Origin of the sequence: Paraburkholderia sp. GAS32, assembly GCF_050434225.1 — a bacterium.
GTDB classification, from domain to species: Bacteria; Pseudomonadota; Gammaproteobacteria; order Burkholderiales; family Burkholderiaceae; genus Paraburkholderia; species Paraburkholderia madseniana.
On record NZ_JBNPVS010000065.1, the window covers coordinates 1 to 17,232 of the forward strand.

Below are 17,232 nucleotides of genomic sequence, written 5' to 3' on the forward strand. Positions count from 1 at the left end.
CGCATCCTCACCCTTGACCTGAGAAGCGAAAATCACTGACCATAAAGTGTCAATGATGTCCCCGCACGTCTGTCAACCATGTCCCCGGTCTATACGCAGCCGGCAAAGAGAAGTAAGTGCCGCCCCGCACAGGGGCAACGCTAATAGACCACTAACAATTCAAGGAAAGGCCAAAGTCCTAAGAACACGGCCAAACAAGCGCCGAGCAGGCTACAAAACCCTCGCGATCAGCGACAAAACCATCGAAACCACAAGCGTCGACATAAACGGAAACGGGTACTCCCGCCCGAAGAGGCGCAACGTAACATCACCAGGCATCCGCCCAATCCCGATCTTCCTGAGCCACGGCCAGCAGGCCGACAACACCGCCACCGCAACAAACGTAGTCAACAGCCAGCGGATCATCGCCAATCCCTAAGGCAAAAAATCACAACGTATGTGACCGGTCACCGCTCGAAAACGCCTGCAGCGTGTCATCCAGCCCGCGCGAAAACGCAATCACCTTGAACAGCTCGCCCATCTCCGCCTCGGACAACAACTTCTGGACCGCATTCGCCGCAGGCAAAAACTTCGCCGTGTCCGAAGGATCGAGCGCCGATAACGTCTCGGTAATCCCCGCGTTCAACAAAAACCGCGCTTGCGAAGTGAACCCCAACAAATCCGCGCCAGCCTCGACACCGGCTTCGGCGATGCCGGTAAATTCCACGTGCGCGGTGATGTCCTGCAAACCCGCATAAACAAACGGGTCACCATGCGCCCGGTGCCGGTAATGGCACATCAACGTACCCTGCGCACGCTGCTCATGGTAGTACTCGTGGCGCGGAAAACCATAATCGATGAAGAACGCCGCGCCACGCGTGAGCATCGTGCAAATGGTCCGCGTGAATGCACGGGCGGCGTCGTGCGTTTCGGTGACGTAGTCGACACCGGTAGTTTCGATCTCAGCCAGAAGCGCAATGTCCGCAGCCTCCGATACCAACCGGTCGTCGAACGCAAAGGCCTCGTCGCGCCACGTCACGCCGCGTTCGTGCCAGGCGCCGCCGGTAAAGGCGAAAAGCCGTACGGGCATCGCGTCCAACACTTCGTTGCCGATCACCACGCCTTCGAATCCTTCCGGCAACGCGTCCAGCCAGCGCACCTTCGCGGCCAGCGCCGGTGCCGTGGCTTCGATCGTCTCGCGTTGGCGTTCGCGCAACTCACCGGACAAATCCACGATCGAGTAGCTGTCGAATTCGACGGCCAGAACGTCTAGCGCATTCAGCAAGCCGGCGGCGAGTTTCCCTGTACCGGCGCCGAATTCCATCAGCTCGCGCGTGCCGCTCGCCTCCAAGGCCTCGGCGAGCGGGCGCGCCAGCGTCGCGGCGAATAGCGGCGACATTTCCGGCGCCGTGACGAAGTCGCTGCCGTCGTCGCCGCGCAGGCCGAATTTGCGGGCGCCGCCGCTGTAATAGCCGAGTCCCGGCGCGTAAAGCGCGCGCTCCATGTAGCGGTCGAATGGCAGCCAGCCGCCTGCCGCTTCGAGCTCCGCGCGGACCTGTGCGACCAGCGCTTCGGACTGCGCAAGCGCGCTCGGGCCGGGAGCAGGTAAACTATCGGGTTGGTGAGCTTTCGGATTCATCCCCGCATTGTAAATGACCGCCCCTCTGGACACCGCCGCCGCCCGCGCGCCTGAAACGCCGCGCATCGTGCTGATTACCGGCGCCGCCCGCCGCATCGGGCGCTCGCTCGCGCTCGGCTTCGCCGCGCGTGGCTGGGACGTGGCGGTCCACTACGGCGCGTCGCGTGAGGCGGCTGACGAAGTGGTCGCAGAAATCGTCGCCCTTGGCCGCCGGGCGGTGGCTTTGCACGCAGAATTGGGCGACGAGGCCCAGGTCGAGCAGCTTCTGCCCGCCTGTACGGCCGCGCTGGGCCGCCCGTCGTGTATTGTCAACAACGCCTCGCGCTTCGAAGAAGACACGGCGCAGAACGTCGGTTACGACCTTCTGCTGAAGCTGACCGCGATGAATCTCGGCGCGCCGCTGGTGCTGGCGCGTATGCTGTTCGAGGCCACGCCGGAAGCCGCGCGCACCGATGAAAGCCAGCGCGGCGTGGTCATCAATGTGCTGGATCAGAAGCTGTACAACATGAACCCGGACTACCTGTCCTACACGCTGTCGAAAGCAGCGTTGCAGACAGCGACGGTTGCGCTGGCGCAGGCGTTGGCGCCGAAAGTGCGCGTGGTCGGGCTTGCCCCTGGTCTGACGATGCAATCCGCCGATCAAACGCCGGCTGGTTTTGAAGAAGCTCACCGTGCTACGCCTTTGGGCCGCGCGTCGCGGCCGGAGGATATTGTCGCCGCCGCGCTGTATCTCGCCGATGCAGCGGGCGTCACCGGAACGACGCTGGTGGTCGACGGCGGGCAGCACCTCGTGCCGCTGCCGCGCGACGTTATGTTTTTGACGGGCGCCTGACGCGCGTGCGTGCTGGTTGCCGGGTGAACCGGCGGCCGCCCGCGCCTTGAAGCGCCCAGTTGAGTGCTCCGCACTCTTTTTTTCGACTGGAACGAACATGTTTGCCGCTCTTTCGCATCCCCGGCTCGCCGATTGCCGCCGGCTATTTCTGCGCAATTACGAAGTGCACATCAACATCGGCGTGCACGACTTCGAAAAGCGCGGCGAACAGCGCGTCGTGATCAACGTCGAACTGTTCGTGCCGCTCGCGCTGTCCACGCCGGTTCAGGACAAATTGAACGAAGTGGTCGACTACGACTTCATGCGCTCGACCATCGCGCGCCGCGTCGAGCAAGGTCATATTCACCTGCAGGAAACCCTCTGCGATGACCTCGTCAAGGCGCTCCTCGCTCATCCGCAGGTGCGCGCCGTGTGCGTGTCGACCGAAAAGCCGGACGTTTATCCCGACTGCGACGCTGTGGGCGTCGAAGTTTTCCGTATCAAAGAGGATTGAGCCATGAATGCTCAGGAAATCCTGAACGACACCGCGGCCCCCGAGGCTGTGCAGGCCGGACACGCCTCAGCGGTCAAAGCGCCGCTCACGCGCCGCGAGCAGAAAGAAGCCTACGAGAACAACAAGCTGTTCAAGCGGCTCGCGCGCCAGGTCGGTGAGGCGATCGGCGACTTCAACATGATCGAGGAAGGCGACAAGGTGATGGTGTGCCTGTCGGGCGGCAAGGACAGCTACGCGATGCTCGAAATCCTGATGCGGCTGCGCGAACGCGCGCCGATCAACTTCGACATCGTCGCAGTGAATCTCGACCAGAAGCAGCCGGGCTTTCCGGAGCACGTGCTGCCCGAGTACCTGAAGCAACTCGACATTCCGTTTCACATCGAGAACCAGGATACGTACAGCATCGTCAAGCGGCTGGTGCCGGAGGGCAAGACCACCTGCTCGCTGTGCTCGCGCTTGCGTCGCGGGATTCTGTATCGCGTGGCGGGCGAGCTCGGCGCGACCAAGATCGCGCTCGGCCATCATCGCGACGACATTCTGCAAACGCTGCTGCTCAACATGTTCTACGGCGGCAAGCTGAAGGGCATGCCGCCCAAGTTGCAATCAGACGACGGCAAGAATATCGTGATCCGTCCGCTCGCTTACGTGAAGGAAACCGATCTGGAAAAGTACGCGGAGTTGCGCGAATTCCCGATCATTCCGTGCAACCTGTGCGGCAGCCAGCCGAACCTGAAACGCGCGGAAATGAAGGCGCTGATCCGCGATTGGGAGAAGCGTTTCCCGGGCCGCACCGAGAACATGTTCAATGCGTTGTCGAACATCGTGCCGTCGCATCTGATGGATCACAAGCTGTTCCCGTTCGCCGGCCTGCGTGCAAGCGGCGAGGCCGATCCGCAAGGCGATATCGCTTTCGACGAGGAGCCGTGTTCGACCGATTCCGGTGAGGGCGCAACCTTCAACGGATCGAAGCCGATCTCGATCGTTCAGTTCGACGATATGTAACCAGGCCGTGAAGTGCCCTGAAATCAAAGGTTTCCGGGTGATTCGGCAGGGTAATAAGGCCGCGCGAGCGGCCTTATTCGTTATAGGCCGCATGATAGAATCGTCGGCTCCAAACTTGTCTGATTGCCGACGCCATGAACATCGTGATTTTGGCGGCAGGCACCGGTAAGCGCATGCGGTCCGCGCTTCCCAAGGTGCTCCATCCCCTGGCTGGCCGGCCGCTCCTCGCTCATGTCATCGACACTGCTCGTGCGCTCAAGCCCACGCGTCTGGTCGTAGTGGTCGGTCATGGCGCCGAAGCCGTGCGTGAAGCGGTAGCGGCGCCGGATGTCCAGTTCGCCGCGCAGGAGCAGCAACTCGGCACGGGTCACGCCGTGCAACAGGCGTTGCCGCTGCTCGATCCGTCCGAACCCACGCTGGTGCTGTACGGCGACGTGCCGCTCACGCGCGCCAGCACGCTGCAGGCGCTGACCGATCGCGCGGGCCGAGGCGGCTACGGTGTTCTCACCGTCACGCTCGACGACCCCAGCGGCTACGGCCGCATCGTGCGCGATCAGCACGGCAAGGTGTCGCGCATCGTCGAGCAGAAAGACGCGACGCCCGAGCAGCTCAAGATCGCCGAGATCAACACCGGCATCATCGTCGCGCCGACCGAGCGTCTGGGCGCATGGCTCGCCGCGTTAAAGAACGACAACGCGCAAGGCGAGTTCTACCTGACCGACGCGGTCGAGATGGCGATCGAAGCCGGACTCGAAGTCGTCACCACACAGCCTGACAAAGAGTGGGAAACGCTCGGCGTGAATAGCAAGCAGCAGCTTGCCGAACTCGAACGGATTCATCAGCACAATGTCGCCGAGACTCTGCTGGTGGCCGGCGTGACGCTTGCCGATCCGGCTCGAATCGACGTGCGCGGCACACTCGAATGCGGCCGCGACGTCTCGATCGACGTGAACTGCGTGTTCGAAGGCCGCGTCACGCTGGCTGACAACGTGACGGTCGGGCCGAACTGCGTGATCCGCAATGCGACGATCGGCGCCGGTACGCGCGTCGACGCGTTCACGCATATCGAAGGCGCCGAAGTGGGTGCGAACGTCGTGCTCGGCCCTTATGCGCGGCTGCGTCCGGGCACGTCGTTGCAGGATGAGTCGCACGTCGGCAACTTCGTCGAGGTGAAGAACTCGGTGCTCGGTCATGGCTCAAAGGCGAACCATCTTACGTATATCGGCGATGCGGATGTCGGGGCGCGCGTGAATATCGGTGCGGGTACCATCACCTGTAACTATGACGGCGCGAACAAATTCCGCACGATCATCGAAGACGACGTGTTCGTCGGTTCGGACACGCAACTCGTTGCGCCCGTGCGCGTCAAGCGCGGCGTGACGATCGCGGCGGGCACCACGGTCTGGAAGGATGTCGAAGAAGACATGCTGGTCCTGAACGATAAGACTCAAACAAGCAAGTCGGGCTATGTACGCCCGACCAAGAAGAAAAGTTGATGGGCGTGACGCGCGCATGAAGCGCGCTCCCTGAAACCCAGCACTGAAAAGGAATAAGCCATGTGTGGCATTGTCGGCGCGGTTGCGCAACGTAACATCGTTCCCGTCCTGATCGAAGGACTGCGTCGCCTCGAGTATCGCGGCTACGATTCGTGCGGCGTGGCGGTACTCGGTAGTGATGGGCCGCGTCGTGCTCGCAGCGTCGCGCGCGTGGCCGATCTGGACGAGCAGGTGAAGGAGAGCCACCTCGAAGGCATCACGGGTATCGCGCATACGCGCTGGGCGACGCACGGCGCGCCGGTAACCGACAACGCCCACCCGATCTTCTCGAAAGACGCACTCGCGTTGGTACACAACGGCATCATCGAGAATTACGAGTTGCTGCGTGAAATGCTGCGCGGCAAGGGTTACGTGTTTGTCTCTCAGACCGACACGGAGGTTATCGCTCACCTGATTCACAGCCTGTATCGCGGCGATCTGTTTGCCGCTGTGCGCGAAGCGGTCGGGCAATTGCACGGCGCGTACGCGATCGCGGTGCTGCATAAGGATCAGCCGCATACGGTGGTCGGCGCGCGGCAAGGTTCGCCGCTGGTAGTGGGGCTCGGCAACGGTGAGAACTTCCTCGCGTCAGATGCGCTGGCGCTTGCCGGCAGCACCGAACGCTTCATCTTCCTCGAGGAAGGCGACGTTTGCGAACTGTCGCTCGAGGGCGTGCGTATCGCCGATCGTGACGGTTACGAAGCGCAGCGCGAAGTGCGCCAGGTCGCGGCGTATGGCGGCGCGGTCGAACTCGGCCCGTATCGCCACTTCATGCAGAAGGAAATTTTCGAGCAGCCGCGTGCGATTACGGACACGATCCCGCAAGGCGATTCGTTCGACGCGGCGCTATTCGGCGACGGCGCGGGGAAGGTGTTCGCGGACATCGACAACCTGCTGATTCTCGCGTGCGGCACGAGCTATTACTCGGGGCTGACCGCGAAGTACTGGCTCGAGTCGGTCGCGAAGATCCCGACCCAGGTGGAAATTGCCAGCGAGTATCGCTATCGCGAGTCGGTGCCGAATCCGCAGTCGCTGGTGGTGGTGATCTCGCAGTCGGGCGAGACGGCCGATACGCTGGCGGCGCTCAAGCATGCGCAGTCGCTGGGGCACAAACATACGCTGGCGGTGTGCAATGTCGGCACGAGCGCGATGGTGCGCCAGACGGAATTGTCGTTCCTGACCCATGCGGGTCGCGAGATCGGCGTGGCGTCGACCAAGGCATTCACGACGCAACTGGTGGCGCTGTTCGTGCTGGCAGCGACGCTTGGAAAGCTGCGTGGGCAGGTGAGCGCGGAGCAGGAAGCCGAGTATCTGAAGCAGTTGCGCCACCTGCCGGCGGCGTTGAATAGCGTGCTGGCGCTGGAGCCGCAGATCATTGCGTGGTCGGAAGAATTTTCGCGCAAGGAACATGCGTTGTTCCTCGGGCGTGGCCTGCATTATCCGATCGCGCTCGAGGGTGCGTTGAAGCTGAAGGAGATTTCCTATATCCACGCGGAAGCGTATCCGGCCGGCGAGTTGAAGCACGGGCCGCTGGCGCTCGTGACTGAAGCAATGCCGGTGGTGACGGTGGCGCCGAATGACGCGCTGCTGGAGAAGCTGAAGTCGAATATCCAGGAAGTGCGTGCGCGGGGCGGCCAGCTTTACGTGTTCGCGGACGCTGATACGAAGATCGTGAATGACGAAGGCCTGCATGTGATCCGGATGCCGGAGCACTACGGCTTGCTGTCGCCGATCCTGCACGTGGTGCCGCTGCAGTTGCTGGCTTATCACACGGCTTGTGCGCGAGGCACGGACGTGGATAAGCCGCGGAACCTGGCGAAGTCGGTCACTGTGGAGTGAGGGTGATAGGCTGCTATCGCTCGCATCATGCTGAAAAAACGGTCGCCTGAGGGCGGCCTTTTTTTGCCCCGATAGCGCACCTCACTTCCTCACCACCTCCACCGCAGCCGCCGACACAAACTCCGCGCGCACACTGTCTCCGACTTTCAACTCATCGAGCGGAATACTCTCCGCCGCCCTCAGTACCTGCTGATGCTTCGGCCCACGCAGCGTCACCATCCGGCTTTTACGGTCGATCTTCAACACCGTCGCGACAATCTGTACCCTATGCGCCGACGATGCGTATCCCGCTGAGGCCGGTATCGCCACCGTCGTCTCGATGCGTTCACGCACACCCTTGGTCGTCACCTTGTCGACTTGAAGCAGTAGCGCTTGCTGGTACGCAACGTTCAGCGTGTCACCGACTCGCAGTTTCCTGACGTCGGCCAACTGGGGATTGACATCGACATCCGCAAGATTGCCGCGCGGACCGCGTAGGGTGACGCTGTTGGTGGCCGGGTAGATGGCTACTACGTGGACTTGGGCGTGAACGACTTCGGCTTTGCCGAGCGCCGTCTGACCGGCATTGGCGTCCGACGTCTGGGCGAAGCCGGATTGACAGAAAGCGGCCATCAGCACGGCCGCACTCCCCATGACAACGGGCAATGAGCCCACTTTGCGCAGACGAGGCATTCGTTGCTCCCGAAATGACCACTTCAAATGACGATTCCGAGTGACTAACCGAGCAACCCGCCTAAGGGACCAAAGCGCACCCGCCGAGCGCCCGCGCTTACAACTCCGGACGCGCCAGGTCGCTGGTCACGATGTGCTCGCCATACACCTGTGCCGCCGCGACGGCTTCCAGCTTGGTCGCGTAGGGTCCGAGTTCCGGCGCGCCGTCGAACGGGAACAGCACGCGGCCATCGGTGGTTCGAACGACTTTCAACACGCCGAAAAAACGCCGGTAGCCGGCCAGTTTCGACGTCGCTGACACTTCGAAATCTTCCTCCGACGTCGCGGGGACGCTGGGAATGAATACGGTCTTGCTCATACCTGAAAACATCTCTTGTTCAATGGGCTGGCGCCTGCTGAAAAGGTCAAGGCGCGCCCGGTTGTCCCGGGAAGACATTCACCGGCGGGCTTCATTGTCTCAAATCCGGGCGCATCGAGCCGGATGCCGGATCGGCCGACCGATCAACTGGCCAGCCGGTCAGGTGCCAACATCGCTGATCACCGCGGCATCCCCGGCAGCCGGCCCGCAACATCAAGCCCCTTTGACCGCCGCCTCATGCTCGGCCGCCAGCGCGACATCCCGCTCGCTCACCTTCACGAAGCTCGGCCGCGAGCAGACGCGCTGGGTGTACTCGAGCACGACTGGCGTCTCAGGCACCAGCTTGAACATCATCCCCCAATGCAGCGCGATGCCCCACAAAATATCCGCGGCCGACATCTTGTCTCCGAGCAAATAGGGCGACGCCTGCAGCTGGCTCGTCACCGTCCCGAGCATCGAATCGAAATCGCCATAGGGCGACGTGGCGAGCGGTGCCGGTTCGCGCTTCATCGCCTTGTCGACCAGCGCCGGTTCGTAGCATGCCGCGTAGTACACCAGCCAGCGCAGATACGGGCCGCGCGACGGATCGTCGAGCGCCGGCGCGAGACCCGCTTCAGGAAACAGGTCGGCCAGATAGATAAAGATGGCGACCTGTTCGGTGATCAGCGCGTCGCCGTGAAGAATCGCCGGCACTTTGCCGAGTGGATTGATCGCGAGATACGGCGCCTTGCGCTGCTCGCCGGCCTTCATGTTCAGCACCTTTAGCTGATACGGGGCGCCGAGTTCCTCGAGCAGCGTCAGTGCGCTGACGGAGCGGCACTGCGGTGAGTGGAACAGCGTGATCGTGCGATCTGTGGTCATGGGGAGCCTTCTGAGTGAGCGTCTCGTTGGAAAGCCAGCGTCCATCTGACGCCGGATGTCCCCATCCTAAGCGCCCATACCTGTCAGTTTGTGTCAGGTATGACTACACTTGTCCGCATGAGAGCCAGCCGCCTCCTTTCCATCCTGATGACCTTGCAAGCGCGCGGACGCGTGACCGCGCAGTCGCTCGCCGACGAATGCGCGGTCTCCCTGCGCACGATCTATCGCGACATCGACGCCTTGAGCGCCGCGGGCGTCCCCGTCCAGAGCGAACGTGGCGCAGAAGGTGGCTATCGTCTGCTCGACGGATACCGTACGCGTCTGAACGGCCTGTCGTCGCAGGAAGCGGAGGCATTGTTCCTCGCCGGCTTGCCGGGGCCAGTGCAGGCACTTGGGCTCGGCGCCGTCATGGCCGGCGCGCAAACCAAGTTGCTTGCCGCGCTGCCGGTCGAATTGCGTTCGACCGCGGAGCGCATGCGCTCGCGTTTTCACCTCGACGCTCCCGCCTGGTTTTCCGACGCGGACCAGCCCGCGAATCTGCCGTTGATCGCCAGCGCGGTGTGGGAACAGCATCCGCTGCAGATTCGCTATCAGAGCTGGAAGGCCGAAAAATTTCGGCGGATCGACCCGCTCGGCATCGTGCTGAAAAGCGGCGCGTGGTACGTGGTTGGGCGGGTCGGCGCGGACGTCCGCATCTACCGCATTTCGCGCATTCTCGAATTGAACGTGCTTGACGAGACTTTCGAGCGACCGCCGGCCTTCGATCTGGCGACTTACTGGCAAGACAGCACGCAGCGTCTGTCCGAAGAGATGCATGCGAGCGAGGCAACGCTGCGCCTGTCGCCGTGGGGCATGCAGATGCTCGAAGCCTTCACGTCGCCGTTCGCACGCTCAGCCGCGAAAATTGGCGAGCCGGATCCGTCCGACGGCTGGCGCACGGTCACTTTGCCGGTCGGTTCGATAAGGCAGGCATGCGCGGAGTTGCTGCGCTTCGGCACCGAGGCCGACGTGCTGGCGCCGCCGGAATTACGCGCCCGTTTCGCGGAGGTGGCAGCAGCTTTGCATCGCCGCTACGCGGAATGAGAGCGCCGATTCACAGCCGGCGTAGTTTCTCCGAGCGCACTGCCGCACAACTGGGTGCGCCCGACATGCGCTCGCGAAGCACGCGCGGACGCACCAGCCGGCCGTCTTTCCTCAGACGAATTTTGGTTGTTTGGTGCCTATTTTGGGGGCAGAGCTATAATGCGCGAATCCCTTTTCTTTCCCGTCCTCCGTTATGAGCCGGTTACTTTGCCTGATCGTGCTTTCGCTCGGCCTGATGCAAACCGCAACGGCCGACGAAAATAATGACCGCATGTCCGCGTATCTGACGCAGAAATTCGGTCTGGCAAAGGAAAAGGCTCAAAAGATTTCCGACGCGGTGCAGTCCGCCGCTTCGAAATATTCGCTGCCGCCGGCACTGCTGCTGGCGATCATCTCGATCGAATCCCGCTTCAAGGAAAAGGCCAAGGGCGCCAACGGCGCGACCGGGCTGATGCAGGTGGTGCCGGGCGCCCATCGGGGGATGCTGAGGAACGTCAAAGACCTCACAGAGCCGACGACCAACATCGAAGTGGGCTCGGCGATCCTCTACGGCTACATGCGTTCGGCCAACGGCGACATGAACGCGGCGCTCAAGAGTTATGGCGGATCGCAGGCGTACGCGAAGAAGGTGAGCTTGCGCGTCGAAGATTTCGCCGACGTTGCCGGAGCACAGAACGTCGCGTCGCACGCGGGCGCACAAGCCAGCATGTGCGAAGCCGACCGTTGCCCGGCGCCGGACAACTGGGCCGACGCTTTTACGATACCGGCGGGCAACGCCGCGGCGGCGCTGCCAGGCGCATCGCCTGCCATGCCGCACTGAGCGGCAACTCCGTCGTATTTTTCCTCTTTGTCGTGGTCCCGCGCTGAAGCCGCGGAATTGAGCCGTCACGTCGTGTAAGGCGGCGCTGCGTACTTTTTACGCACACCTGGCAACCGCTCTACAATGCATTCCCATTCGAGCTCACGCCGCGCCTCTTCCGATCGATCATGTTCACCTCGTTTTCCAAAGCCACTGCCACCGCGCTTTTCGGCCTGTTGACACTTGCCGCCTGCAGCAGCGCTCCGCAGCCGAAATTCCAGCAGGAATTGTTCGAAACGGGCGCGAGCCCTTACGCCCGAAATTTCAATTCGAGCGTCACGGATACCTGCGAGGCCGCGCGCCGCGCACTGCTGAGTCAGGGCTATCTGACAACGATGACGCGCGATACCGTCGACGGAACGAAAAATTTCCAACCGACCGGCGATACGCACATCGTCGTCGAGTTTCATGTGGTGTGTACGCCGGGGGAAGAGGCGAGCGATACGAGCATCGTCTACGTCAATGCTGTGCAAAACGGCTTTGCGTTAAAGAAAAGCGATACGTCGGCGAGCGTCGGGTTGAGCGTGCTGGGTTCGCTGTCGTTGCCGATCCGTTCGAACAGCGATGCGATGGTCAAGATTTCAAGCGAGACCATCCCGTCGGGCAAGTTTTACGATCGTTTCTTCGGCCTTGTCGATCACTATCTGCAAACCGTGGTGCGCACGCAGCCGGTTGTGAACAACCGCATCGAAACGCGCCTGTTGCCGGTGCCGGTCGAAGCGACCATTCCAGCGTCGCCTCCTGAAATGCCTGATGCGATCGACAAGGCTGCTGCCGTGCAACGTGCAAGCGGACCAAGCGTCGCGCCTTGATGCATGTATTAATGCCGCGGGGTTTCGGCTGATCAAGAGCTGATCAGCCTTCGATCTCATCACGCAGCCGTACTTATCCTATGTTTTTTACTTCATACGTATATATATGTAGTAATAGTTAACAAGGGTTAACCCCGTCTGTGGATAACTCTCAAATCCCCCGTCACATCAACGTCATGCGAAACCCATAACCCTGCGGAACACGACTGTAGAAAAACTACAAAGCTGGGATAACTTTGACAGGGCTTGCCTGGCGGCGCGTCTTATCAAGATTTCGCACACAGGCTGTCCGATGCGCTATCCCGAAGTTATTCATAGGCAATTGTGGATAACTTGCGCATCCGGGCATATGCCGCCCGAGCGGCGGCCCGGCTTTTTCATCGATGCCATCCGCTCGCCAGCGTACAGACCGCCCTTCCCCGAACGTGCACATTGAAGCTGGAAGGTACAAAGATTGCGTCTATTTTTTTGCAAGCGCAACTGTTGCTATTTAGTCAAAATCATTTCAGCAACGCCCTATCCAGGCATAGAGTTAAAGTGTTTTCTGAAGTTATTGGTGCAGTGCGGGGGTGTGCAATGAAACGCAGAACAGCACGACAACTAGTCCGTCTTCTCTCGGATATCAGACATGCCAGCCACTGCACGACGCTGCGGGCGGCGGCCACTAACCGGGCCATATCGCTTGCATCCTCCGAGCATGATGAGGAAGGCACCGAAAACGACGAAAGCAACGACGCGACACGCGAGGCGAGTCACGACAAACCGGCCCGGAGCGGATCATGAGAGCCACAAGCGAACAATCGCTGCGTTTTCTGGTCGAGAAATGGCTGGCGCCGGGGCCTTCGGTTCCGGTTCACGTGACCGAATTCAGCCGCACCCGTCTGGGCGGCAGGCGCTACGTGCGGGTCGAGACTTCTCAGGAAGGTGGATCGCGCGGCCTTTTTTTCTTTCGACACGACGACGGCTGCTGGTGTGTGTTTCCGCCCACTGCCGATACACCCAAACTCTTCGCGCAGCCGCGTGCCGCTTAGCCGAGGCGGCACGCCCGGGCGACTGGCTAAACCCTCACGCTTCATGAGGCAAGCGATCAGGTTCACTTCCGCGTCGCGAGGCTGGTCCCACCTGACACACGATCAAACCCGCGAGCATCAGCGCGCATCCAAATAGCGCGCGCGCTGACAGCGTTTCGCCGAGCACGAGCCACCCGGCGAGCGCGGCGAACACGCCTTCCATACTGAAGATCACCGCAGCATGCGACGGCGCCGCGTACTTTTGCGCAACCACCTGAATCGTATAGGCGACGCCCACCGACAGCGCACCGCCGTACAGAATCGTCGGCGCGGCGCGCTCGATCACAGCGAGACTGACCGGCTCGATCACGAGACCGATGGCCAGACACACGAGCCCGCAAGTCACGAACTGCACGAGCGCCAGCATGAGGGTGTCGTGCCGCAGCGCGAAGCGGCCGACCAGCATCATCTGTACGGAAATCACCAAGGCGCCGGCAAGCTGATACCAGTCGCCGTACAGGATCGAGAAGTGCTCGTTGACGCTCAGAAAGTACATGCCGATCGCTGCCAGCGTCGCACCGAGCCACGTGCCGAATCCCGTCCGATGACGAAACAGCACGCCCAGCAGGGGCACGAGCACCACATACAACGAACTGATGAAGCCGGCGTTGGCGACCTTCGTGTATTGCAGGCCGATCTGCTGCAACGAAATCGACGCCGACAGCACGACACCGAGCAGCACACCGGCACCGAGCAGTTCGCGTGCGCCGCCGGGTTCTCGTTTCGTCAGCTCAGCCAGCGCGGAGCGCCGCACGCAGACGATCATCGTCAGCACGACCAGCGCGCCGAGCAGGAAACGCAGTCCGGTAAACAGGAACGGTCCGATCGCATCGAGGCTTAAGCGTTGTGCGACGAATGCGGAGCCCCAGATGATCGCCGCGACCAGCATCAGCAGATTCGCGCGAAGGTGTTGACGTGTGTCAGGTTTCAAAGGCGGTTTTTCGAATTCGGTTGTTCTAACAAGGCGTTGTATCCGGTGCCGATTCTATCCGGGCGCACGCGTGCGGGATACGCCGCGAACATTCGCGAACACTTGAACACAATTGTGCACACATTCCCCCAACTTCAGGACAGACGCGGCGAGGCAGCGTCCCTAGACTGCGCCCGTGCGCTCGCGCTGCTGGCGGTGAAGCCGTCGCTGGCTTTCGATACGTATCACGTGTCGGCGGGTTCGGAAGCGCCGACCATCGGTCAGATCATCAGCGCCATGGACGAAGCCACCGGCACCTCGGGCAGCCGTTATTCGATGTGCCGCGTGCGCGACTTCGGCAAGATCGCACGCGAGGTGGTGGGCCGTGACCGTTGCAGCAGCGGCCGCCTGATCGAGCACGCGCTGCGTTTGTACGCCGGTTTCGCGGAGCTGGACTACGCGTTCGACAACCGCCGTCTGCGTGACGAGATCGGCTTCGAGCCGCTGCCGTTCACGGACTATGTGAGCGAATGTGTGCGGACCTCGCGCGGGGTGGGGATCGCCGAGCAGATGCGCTGGGACTTCAAATGAGTCTTCAACCGCGTGCACAGCGAGCGACTCGCGCGATAATCGCGCAACGGCCTCATGGATCAGGACACGAGTGACCCCCGGAGCAGGCCGACTTTCAGGCAGACGCAATGGACGAGAAAGACTGGATCGCCGGCGCCGCGAAGGCGCTGGCGATCATCGAAGCATTCGACGAAGAGCACGCGCGCATGACGCCGACCATGGTGGCCGCCCGCGCCGGGCTCTCGCGCACGGCGGCGCGCCGCTATCTGCTGACGCTGCGCGAACTCGGCTACGTGGATACCGACGGCAAGCTGTTCTGGCTCGCGCCGCGCGTATTGCGGCTCGGTCAGTCGTATCTGGATTCAGCACGCTTGCCGCGCACCGTGCAGCCATTTCTTCAGCGCATCACCGCGACGGTGCAGGAAACCGCGCTGGTCGCGATTCTCGATGAACACGACGTGGTCTACGTTGCGCGCAACGGCGTCAACCGCGCGATGGCGGTCGGTTTCGTGCTCGGCTCGCGGGCGAGTGCGCCGCTGTCGTCGGCGGGGTTGATCCTGTTGGCCTTCCAGCCGCCGGAAAGCATCGAGCAGTGGCTGGCGTCCTATCCGATCAAGGTATTCACGCCACATACGTATTCGACCACGGAGCGCCTGCGCGAAGTGCTGGGCGAAATCCGCCGCGATGGTTATGTCGTCACCGATCAACAACTGGAGCTGGGCATGCGTGGTGTTGCGGTGCCGTTGCGTGACCGGCATGGCTCGGTCGTGGCAGCGATCAGCGTAAGCATGCCGATCGGCCAGGAGTCGGCGAATGCGGCGCTGCATCGGGTGCTGCCGACCCTTCAGGAAACCGCCAGTTTGCTGCGGAATCTGGTCTAGAAGCGGGCCTAGGTAATCGCCCTGATACGGCATGCTTAATGAGTGAAAGCATATCGAAAGCAAGCTGTCTCGCGGAAAATACATATCGAGTTTTGCGCATGACAAACCGCCTACGCTGCGTAATACTCTCCCGCGGGGAGCGGTAAGGCGCCTCAAGCCTTGTCTGCTTCACCGTTTAGCTATTTCATTCACACTGACTCAGTCGTCCAGGTTTGGGGAACAACACATGAAAAAATTCATCGTCTCGCTCGCAGCCGCATCGATCGCGCTGGTCTCCGTTCAAGCTTTCGCACAGGCATCGGACGCAGCAGCGCCGGCCGCTGCAGCTAGCGCGCCGAAGAAGCACCACATCAAGAAGCTGAAGACGCACGGCAAGCGCGCTCCGGTTTCGGCAGCAGCTTCGGCAGCCGGCACGAACGACAAGGGCGCGGCAAACTAAGCTCACGCTTGGTTTCGCCGGGCGAACCCTGCCGGTTCTCCTGTGCGCGCCGCTTGTCGGCGAGTGCAGCGCAGTTCCGGTTAAATGTCGCCAGCAAAAAGGCCAGAGCTTCTGCTCTGGCCTTTTTGTATCGGACGGCGACTTTTGGCGATGTTTAGCCCGCGAGGCCGCGCTTGATGACCTCGTTCAGCAGCCCGCTCATACCTTCCGGATGCGTGGCGGCCCGTTCTTTCAGCTCCGCGACCAAGTCGCCATTCAGCTTGCAGGCGAACGCGACGAGGCCCTGCGCCTGATCGAGCTTGCGTTGTTCGCGGCGGTCGAGCTTCGGGTCGGCGGCAGCGGCTTTGCCGAAGCGGTCGGCGGTCGACAGTTTCATTGCGTTGTTCAGCTTGAGTGCCTTGTTCTTTTCAAGGTCGGTCTTTTTCATCGCCATACGGAAGGCCTCTGCCAGATAAGTAATCCCGCATTGTACGCATCGCGCCGCGCGACGAGCGAGCGGCGCCGATTCCGCACCCGAGCGGCGTTGGCGCGGTGCTCAGACCGTGTGGCGTCTGAGACGTCGAGCGGCGTTCAAATCGGCGGTTCCGGCGCGCCGGCCACGCTGTCCATCAGCGCACGCATGCGTTGCCAGTGCGTGCCTTCCCAGAACACTCGGCGGCACACGTCGCAGGTGACGAACTGGTTATGCCGTTCCAGCACGCCATCGGGCGCCCGATCGCCGACTTCATCTTTGGCGATACGCCGCAGCGGCGCATTGCACATCAGACACAAACGGAACGGCTGCGCGCTGCCGGCCAGATCGAGCCGTTCAAACACTTCGCGCAATTGCTCACGCGGCCGCAGTGTGCGTACGTAGCAGCCATGCGTGATGGCGCGGCGTTTTAATAGCTCCCGATCGCGTGTCAGTACGATGCGCTGTTGTGCTGCGGCGAGCGCTTCGATATCTGCGTCGGGATAGTGGTTGTCGTACAGCGTGTCGAAGCCGGCAAGCCGTAGCAGCGGTGCGAGACCGCCCAGATGCGCATCGGCAATGAAGCGCACCACGCGCAGCGGATGTTCGCGCACGCGCAATAGTGGCTGGATGTCGAGCGCTTCAAACTTCGGATAAACGGCGATGCGATCGCCGTCGGAGAGCGGATGATTGAAACCGACCGACTCGCCGTTCACCAGAATCAGTTCGACCTCGGTATGCGGCACGCCGAGCACTTCGATCATATGTTTCGCGGTCGCGCCGCGCGCGCAGGCGCAACTGAACGCGCGCCGGCGCAGGGGCCGGGCGAGAAAATCGTTCAGCTCCTCATAGAAGCGGAATGTCGCGGTGACCATCGCATCAGTATCGCACCGTGTTTAATTGCGCGCTGTCCTGCACGTGTCGCATGGGTGTGCTTTACTTCCAGT

At 61.9% G+C, this 17,232-nt stretch carries 19 protein-coding genes and 1 pseudogene; 12 read left to right on the forward strand and 8 right to left on the reverse strand.

Annotated elements, in window-relative coordinates:
• Positions 1–210: 210 nt before the first annotated feature.
• Positions 211–405 (reverse strand): DUF2905 domain-containing protein, encoded by a 195-nt coding sequence (locus tag P3T25_RS43760; RefSeq protein ID WP_171928508.1) that lies wholly within the window; start codon positions 403–405, stop codon positions 211–213.
• 22 nt (positions 406–427) lie between these two features.
• The gene (locus tag P3T25_RS43765) at positions 428–1,618 is read right to left on the reverse strand and encodes a class I SAM-dependent methyltransferase (RefSeq protein WP_429363601.1); all 1,191 of its coding nucleotides are present in this window, start codon (positions 1,616–1,618) and stop codon (positions 428–430) included.
• Between the two features lie 13 nt (positions 1,619–1,631).
• Between P3T25_RS43765 and P3T25_RS43770 the strand changes: the two genes are divergently transcribed.
• The 5 genes from P3T25_RS43770 (at position 1,632) to glmS (ending at position 7,319) form a co-directional block, all read left to right on the forward strand.
• A complete protein-coding gene (locus tag P3T25_RS43770; protein ID WP_154566325.1) occupies positions 1,632–2,450 on the forward strand; it encodes an SDR family oxidoreductase in 819 nt (272 codons plus the stop codon).
• Between the two features lie 97 nt (positions 2,451–2,547).
• Positions 2,548–2,943, forward strand: coding sequence for a dihydroneopterin aldolase (locus P3T25_RS43775; RefSeq protein ID WP_074281934.1), 396 nt, complete (start codon positions 2,548–2,550; stop codon positions 2,941–2,943).
• 3 nt (positions 2,944–2,946) lie between these two features.
• Complete coding sequence (ttcA, locus tag P3T25_RS43780; RefSeq protein ID WP_429363604.1) at positions 2,947–3,945, forward strand: tRNA 2-thiocytidine(32) synthetase TtcA; 999 nt, start codon at positions 2,947–2,949, stop codon at positions 3,943–3,945.
• A 134-nt stretch (positions 3,946–4,079) separates the two neighbouring features.
• Complete coding sequence (glmU, locus tag P3T25_RS43785) at positions 4,080–5,441, forward strand: bifunctional UDP-N-acetylglucosamine diphosphorylase/glucosamine-1-phosphate N-acetyltransferase GlmU (RefSeq protein ID WP_429363606.1); 1,362 nt, start codon at positions 4,080–4,082, stop codon at positions 5,439–5,441.
• A gap of 60 nt (positions 5,442–5,501) precedes the next feature.
• Entirely contained in the window at positions 5,502–7,319 is a 1,818-nt protein-coding gene (glmS, locus tag P3T25_RS43790; protein ID WP_429363608.1) for a glutamine--fructose-6-phosphate transaminase (isomerizing), read from the forward strand.
• A gap of 81 nt (positions 7,320–7,400) precedes the next feature.
• On the opposite strand, the gene P3T25_RS43795 is transcribed toward glmS, so the two are convergent.
• The 3 genes from P3T25_RS43795 to P3T25_RS43805 form a co-directional block, all read right to left on the reverse strand.
• On the reverse strand, positions 7,401–7,991 hold the full coding sequence (locus P3T25_RS43795; RefSeq protein WP_429363610.1) for a hypothetical protein: 591 nt from the start codon (positions 7,989–7,991) through the stop codon (positions 7,401–7,403).
• Between the two features lie 97 nt (positions 7,992–8,088).
• A complete protein-coding gene (locus P3T25_RS43800) occupies positions 8,089–8,349 on the reverse strand; it encodes a DUF6723 family protein (protein ID WP_093641155.1) in 261 nt (86 codons plus the stop codon).
• 213 nt (positions 8,350–8,562) lie between these two features.
• Entirely contained in the window at positions 8,563–9,210 is a 648-nt protein-coding gene (locus P3T25_RS43805) for a glutathione S-transferase family protein (RefSeq protein WP_266238874.1), read from the reverse strand.
• A 99-nt stretch (positions 9,211–9,309) separates the two neighbouring features.
• Between P3T25_RS43805 and P3T25_RS43810 the strand changes: the two genes are divergently transcribed.
• The 4 genes from P3T25_RS43810 (at position 9,310) to P3T25_RS43825 (ending at position 12,995) form a co-directional block, all read left to right on the forward strand.
• Complete coding sequence (locus tag P3T25_RS43810) at positions 9,310–10,293, forward strand: helix-turn-helix transcriptional regulator (RefSeq protein ID WP_266238875.1); 984 nt, start codon at positions 9,310–9,312, stop codon at positions 10,291–10,293.
• 193 nt (positions 10,294–10,486) lie between these two features.
• Complete coding sequence (locus P3T25_RS43815; RefSeq protein ID WP_429363613.1) at positions 10,487–11,113, forward strand: lytic transglycosylase domain-containing protein; 627 nt, start codon at positions 10,487–10,489, stop codon at positions 11,111–11,113.
• Positions 11,114–11,280: 167 nt separating this feature from the next.
• Complete coding sequence (locus P3T25_RS43820; protein ID WP_429363615.1) at positions 11,281–11,964, forward strand: DUF2242 domain-containing protein; 684 nt, start codon at positions 11,281–11,283, stop codon at positions 11,962–11,964.
• A 779-nt stretch (positions 11,965–12,743) separates the two neighbouring features.
• A complete protein-coding gene (locus P3T25_RS43825) occupies positions 12,744–12,995 on the forward strand; it encodes a hypothetical protein (RefSeq protein ID WP_154566333.1) in 252 nt (83 codons plus the stop codon).
• Between the two features lie 34 nt (positions 12,996–13,029).
• Here the strand turns inward: P3T25_RS43825 and P3T25_RS43830 are convergent, their stop codons facing one another.
• A complete protein-coding gene (locus tag P3T25_RS43830) occupies positions 13,030–13,965 on the reverse strand; it encodes a DMT family transporter (RefSeq protein ID WP_154566334.1) in 936 nt (311 codons plus the stop codon).
• A gap of 165 nt (positions 13,966–14,130) precedes the next feature.
• Here P3T25_RS43830 and P3T25_RS43835 point away from each other — a divergent pair.
• The 3 genes and pseudogenes from P3T25_RS43835 to P3T25_RS43845 form a co-directional block, all read left to right on the forward strand.
• Positions 14,131–14,535, forward strand: a pseudogene (locus tag P3T25_RS43835) (SDR family oxidoreductase); the annotation flags it as partial.
• 107 nt (positions 14,536–14,642) lie between these two features.
• On the forward strand, positions 14,643–15,395 hold the full coding sequence (locus P3T25_RS43840; RefSeq protein ID WP_097390619.1) for an IclR family transcriptional regulator domain-containing protein: 753 nt from the start codon (positions 14,643–14,645) through the stop codon (positions 15,393–15,395).
• Between the two features lie 226 nt (positions 15,396–15,621).
• Positions 15,622–15,834: a hypothetical protein gene (locus tag P3T25_RS43845; protein ID WP_054040885.1), complete on the forward strand. Its 213-nt coding sequence runs from the start codon at positions 15,622–15,624 to the stop codon at positions 15,832–15,834.
• A 154-nt stretch (positions 15,835–15,988) separates the two neighbouring features.
• Here the strand turns inward: P3T25_RS43845 and P3T25_RS43850 are convergent, their stop codons facing one another.
• Entirely contained in the window at positions 15,989–16,267 is a 279-nt protein-coding gene (locus P3T25_RS43850; protein WP_154566336.1) for a hypothetical protein, read from the reverse strand.
• 137 nt (positions 16,268–16,404) lie between these two features.
• Positions 16,405–17,160, reverse strand: coding sequence for a Mut7-C RNAse domain-containing protein (locus P3T25_RS43855; RefSeq protein WP_154566337.1), 756 nt, complete (start codon positions 17,158–17,160; stop codon positions 16,405–16,407).
• Positions 17,161–17,232 lie beyond the last annotated feature (72 nt).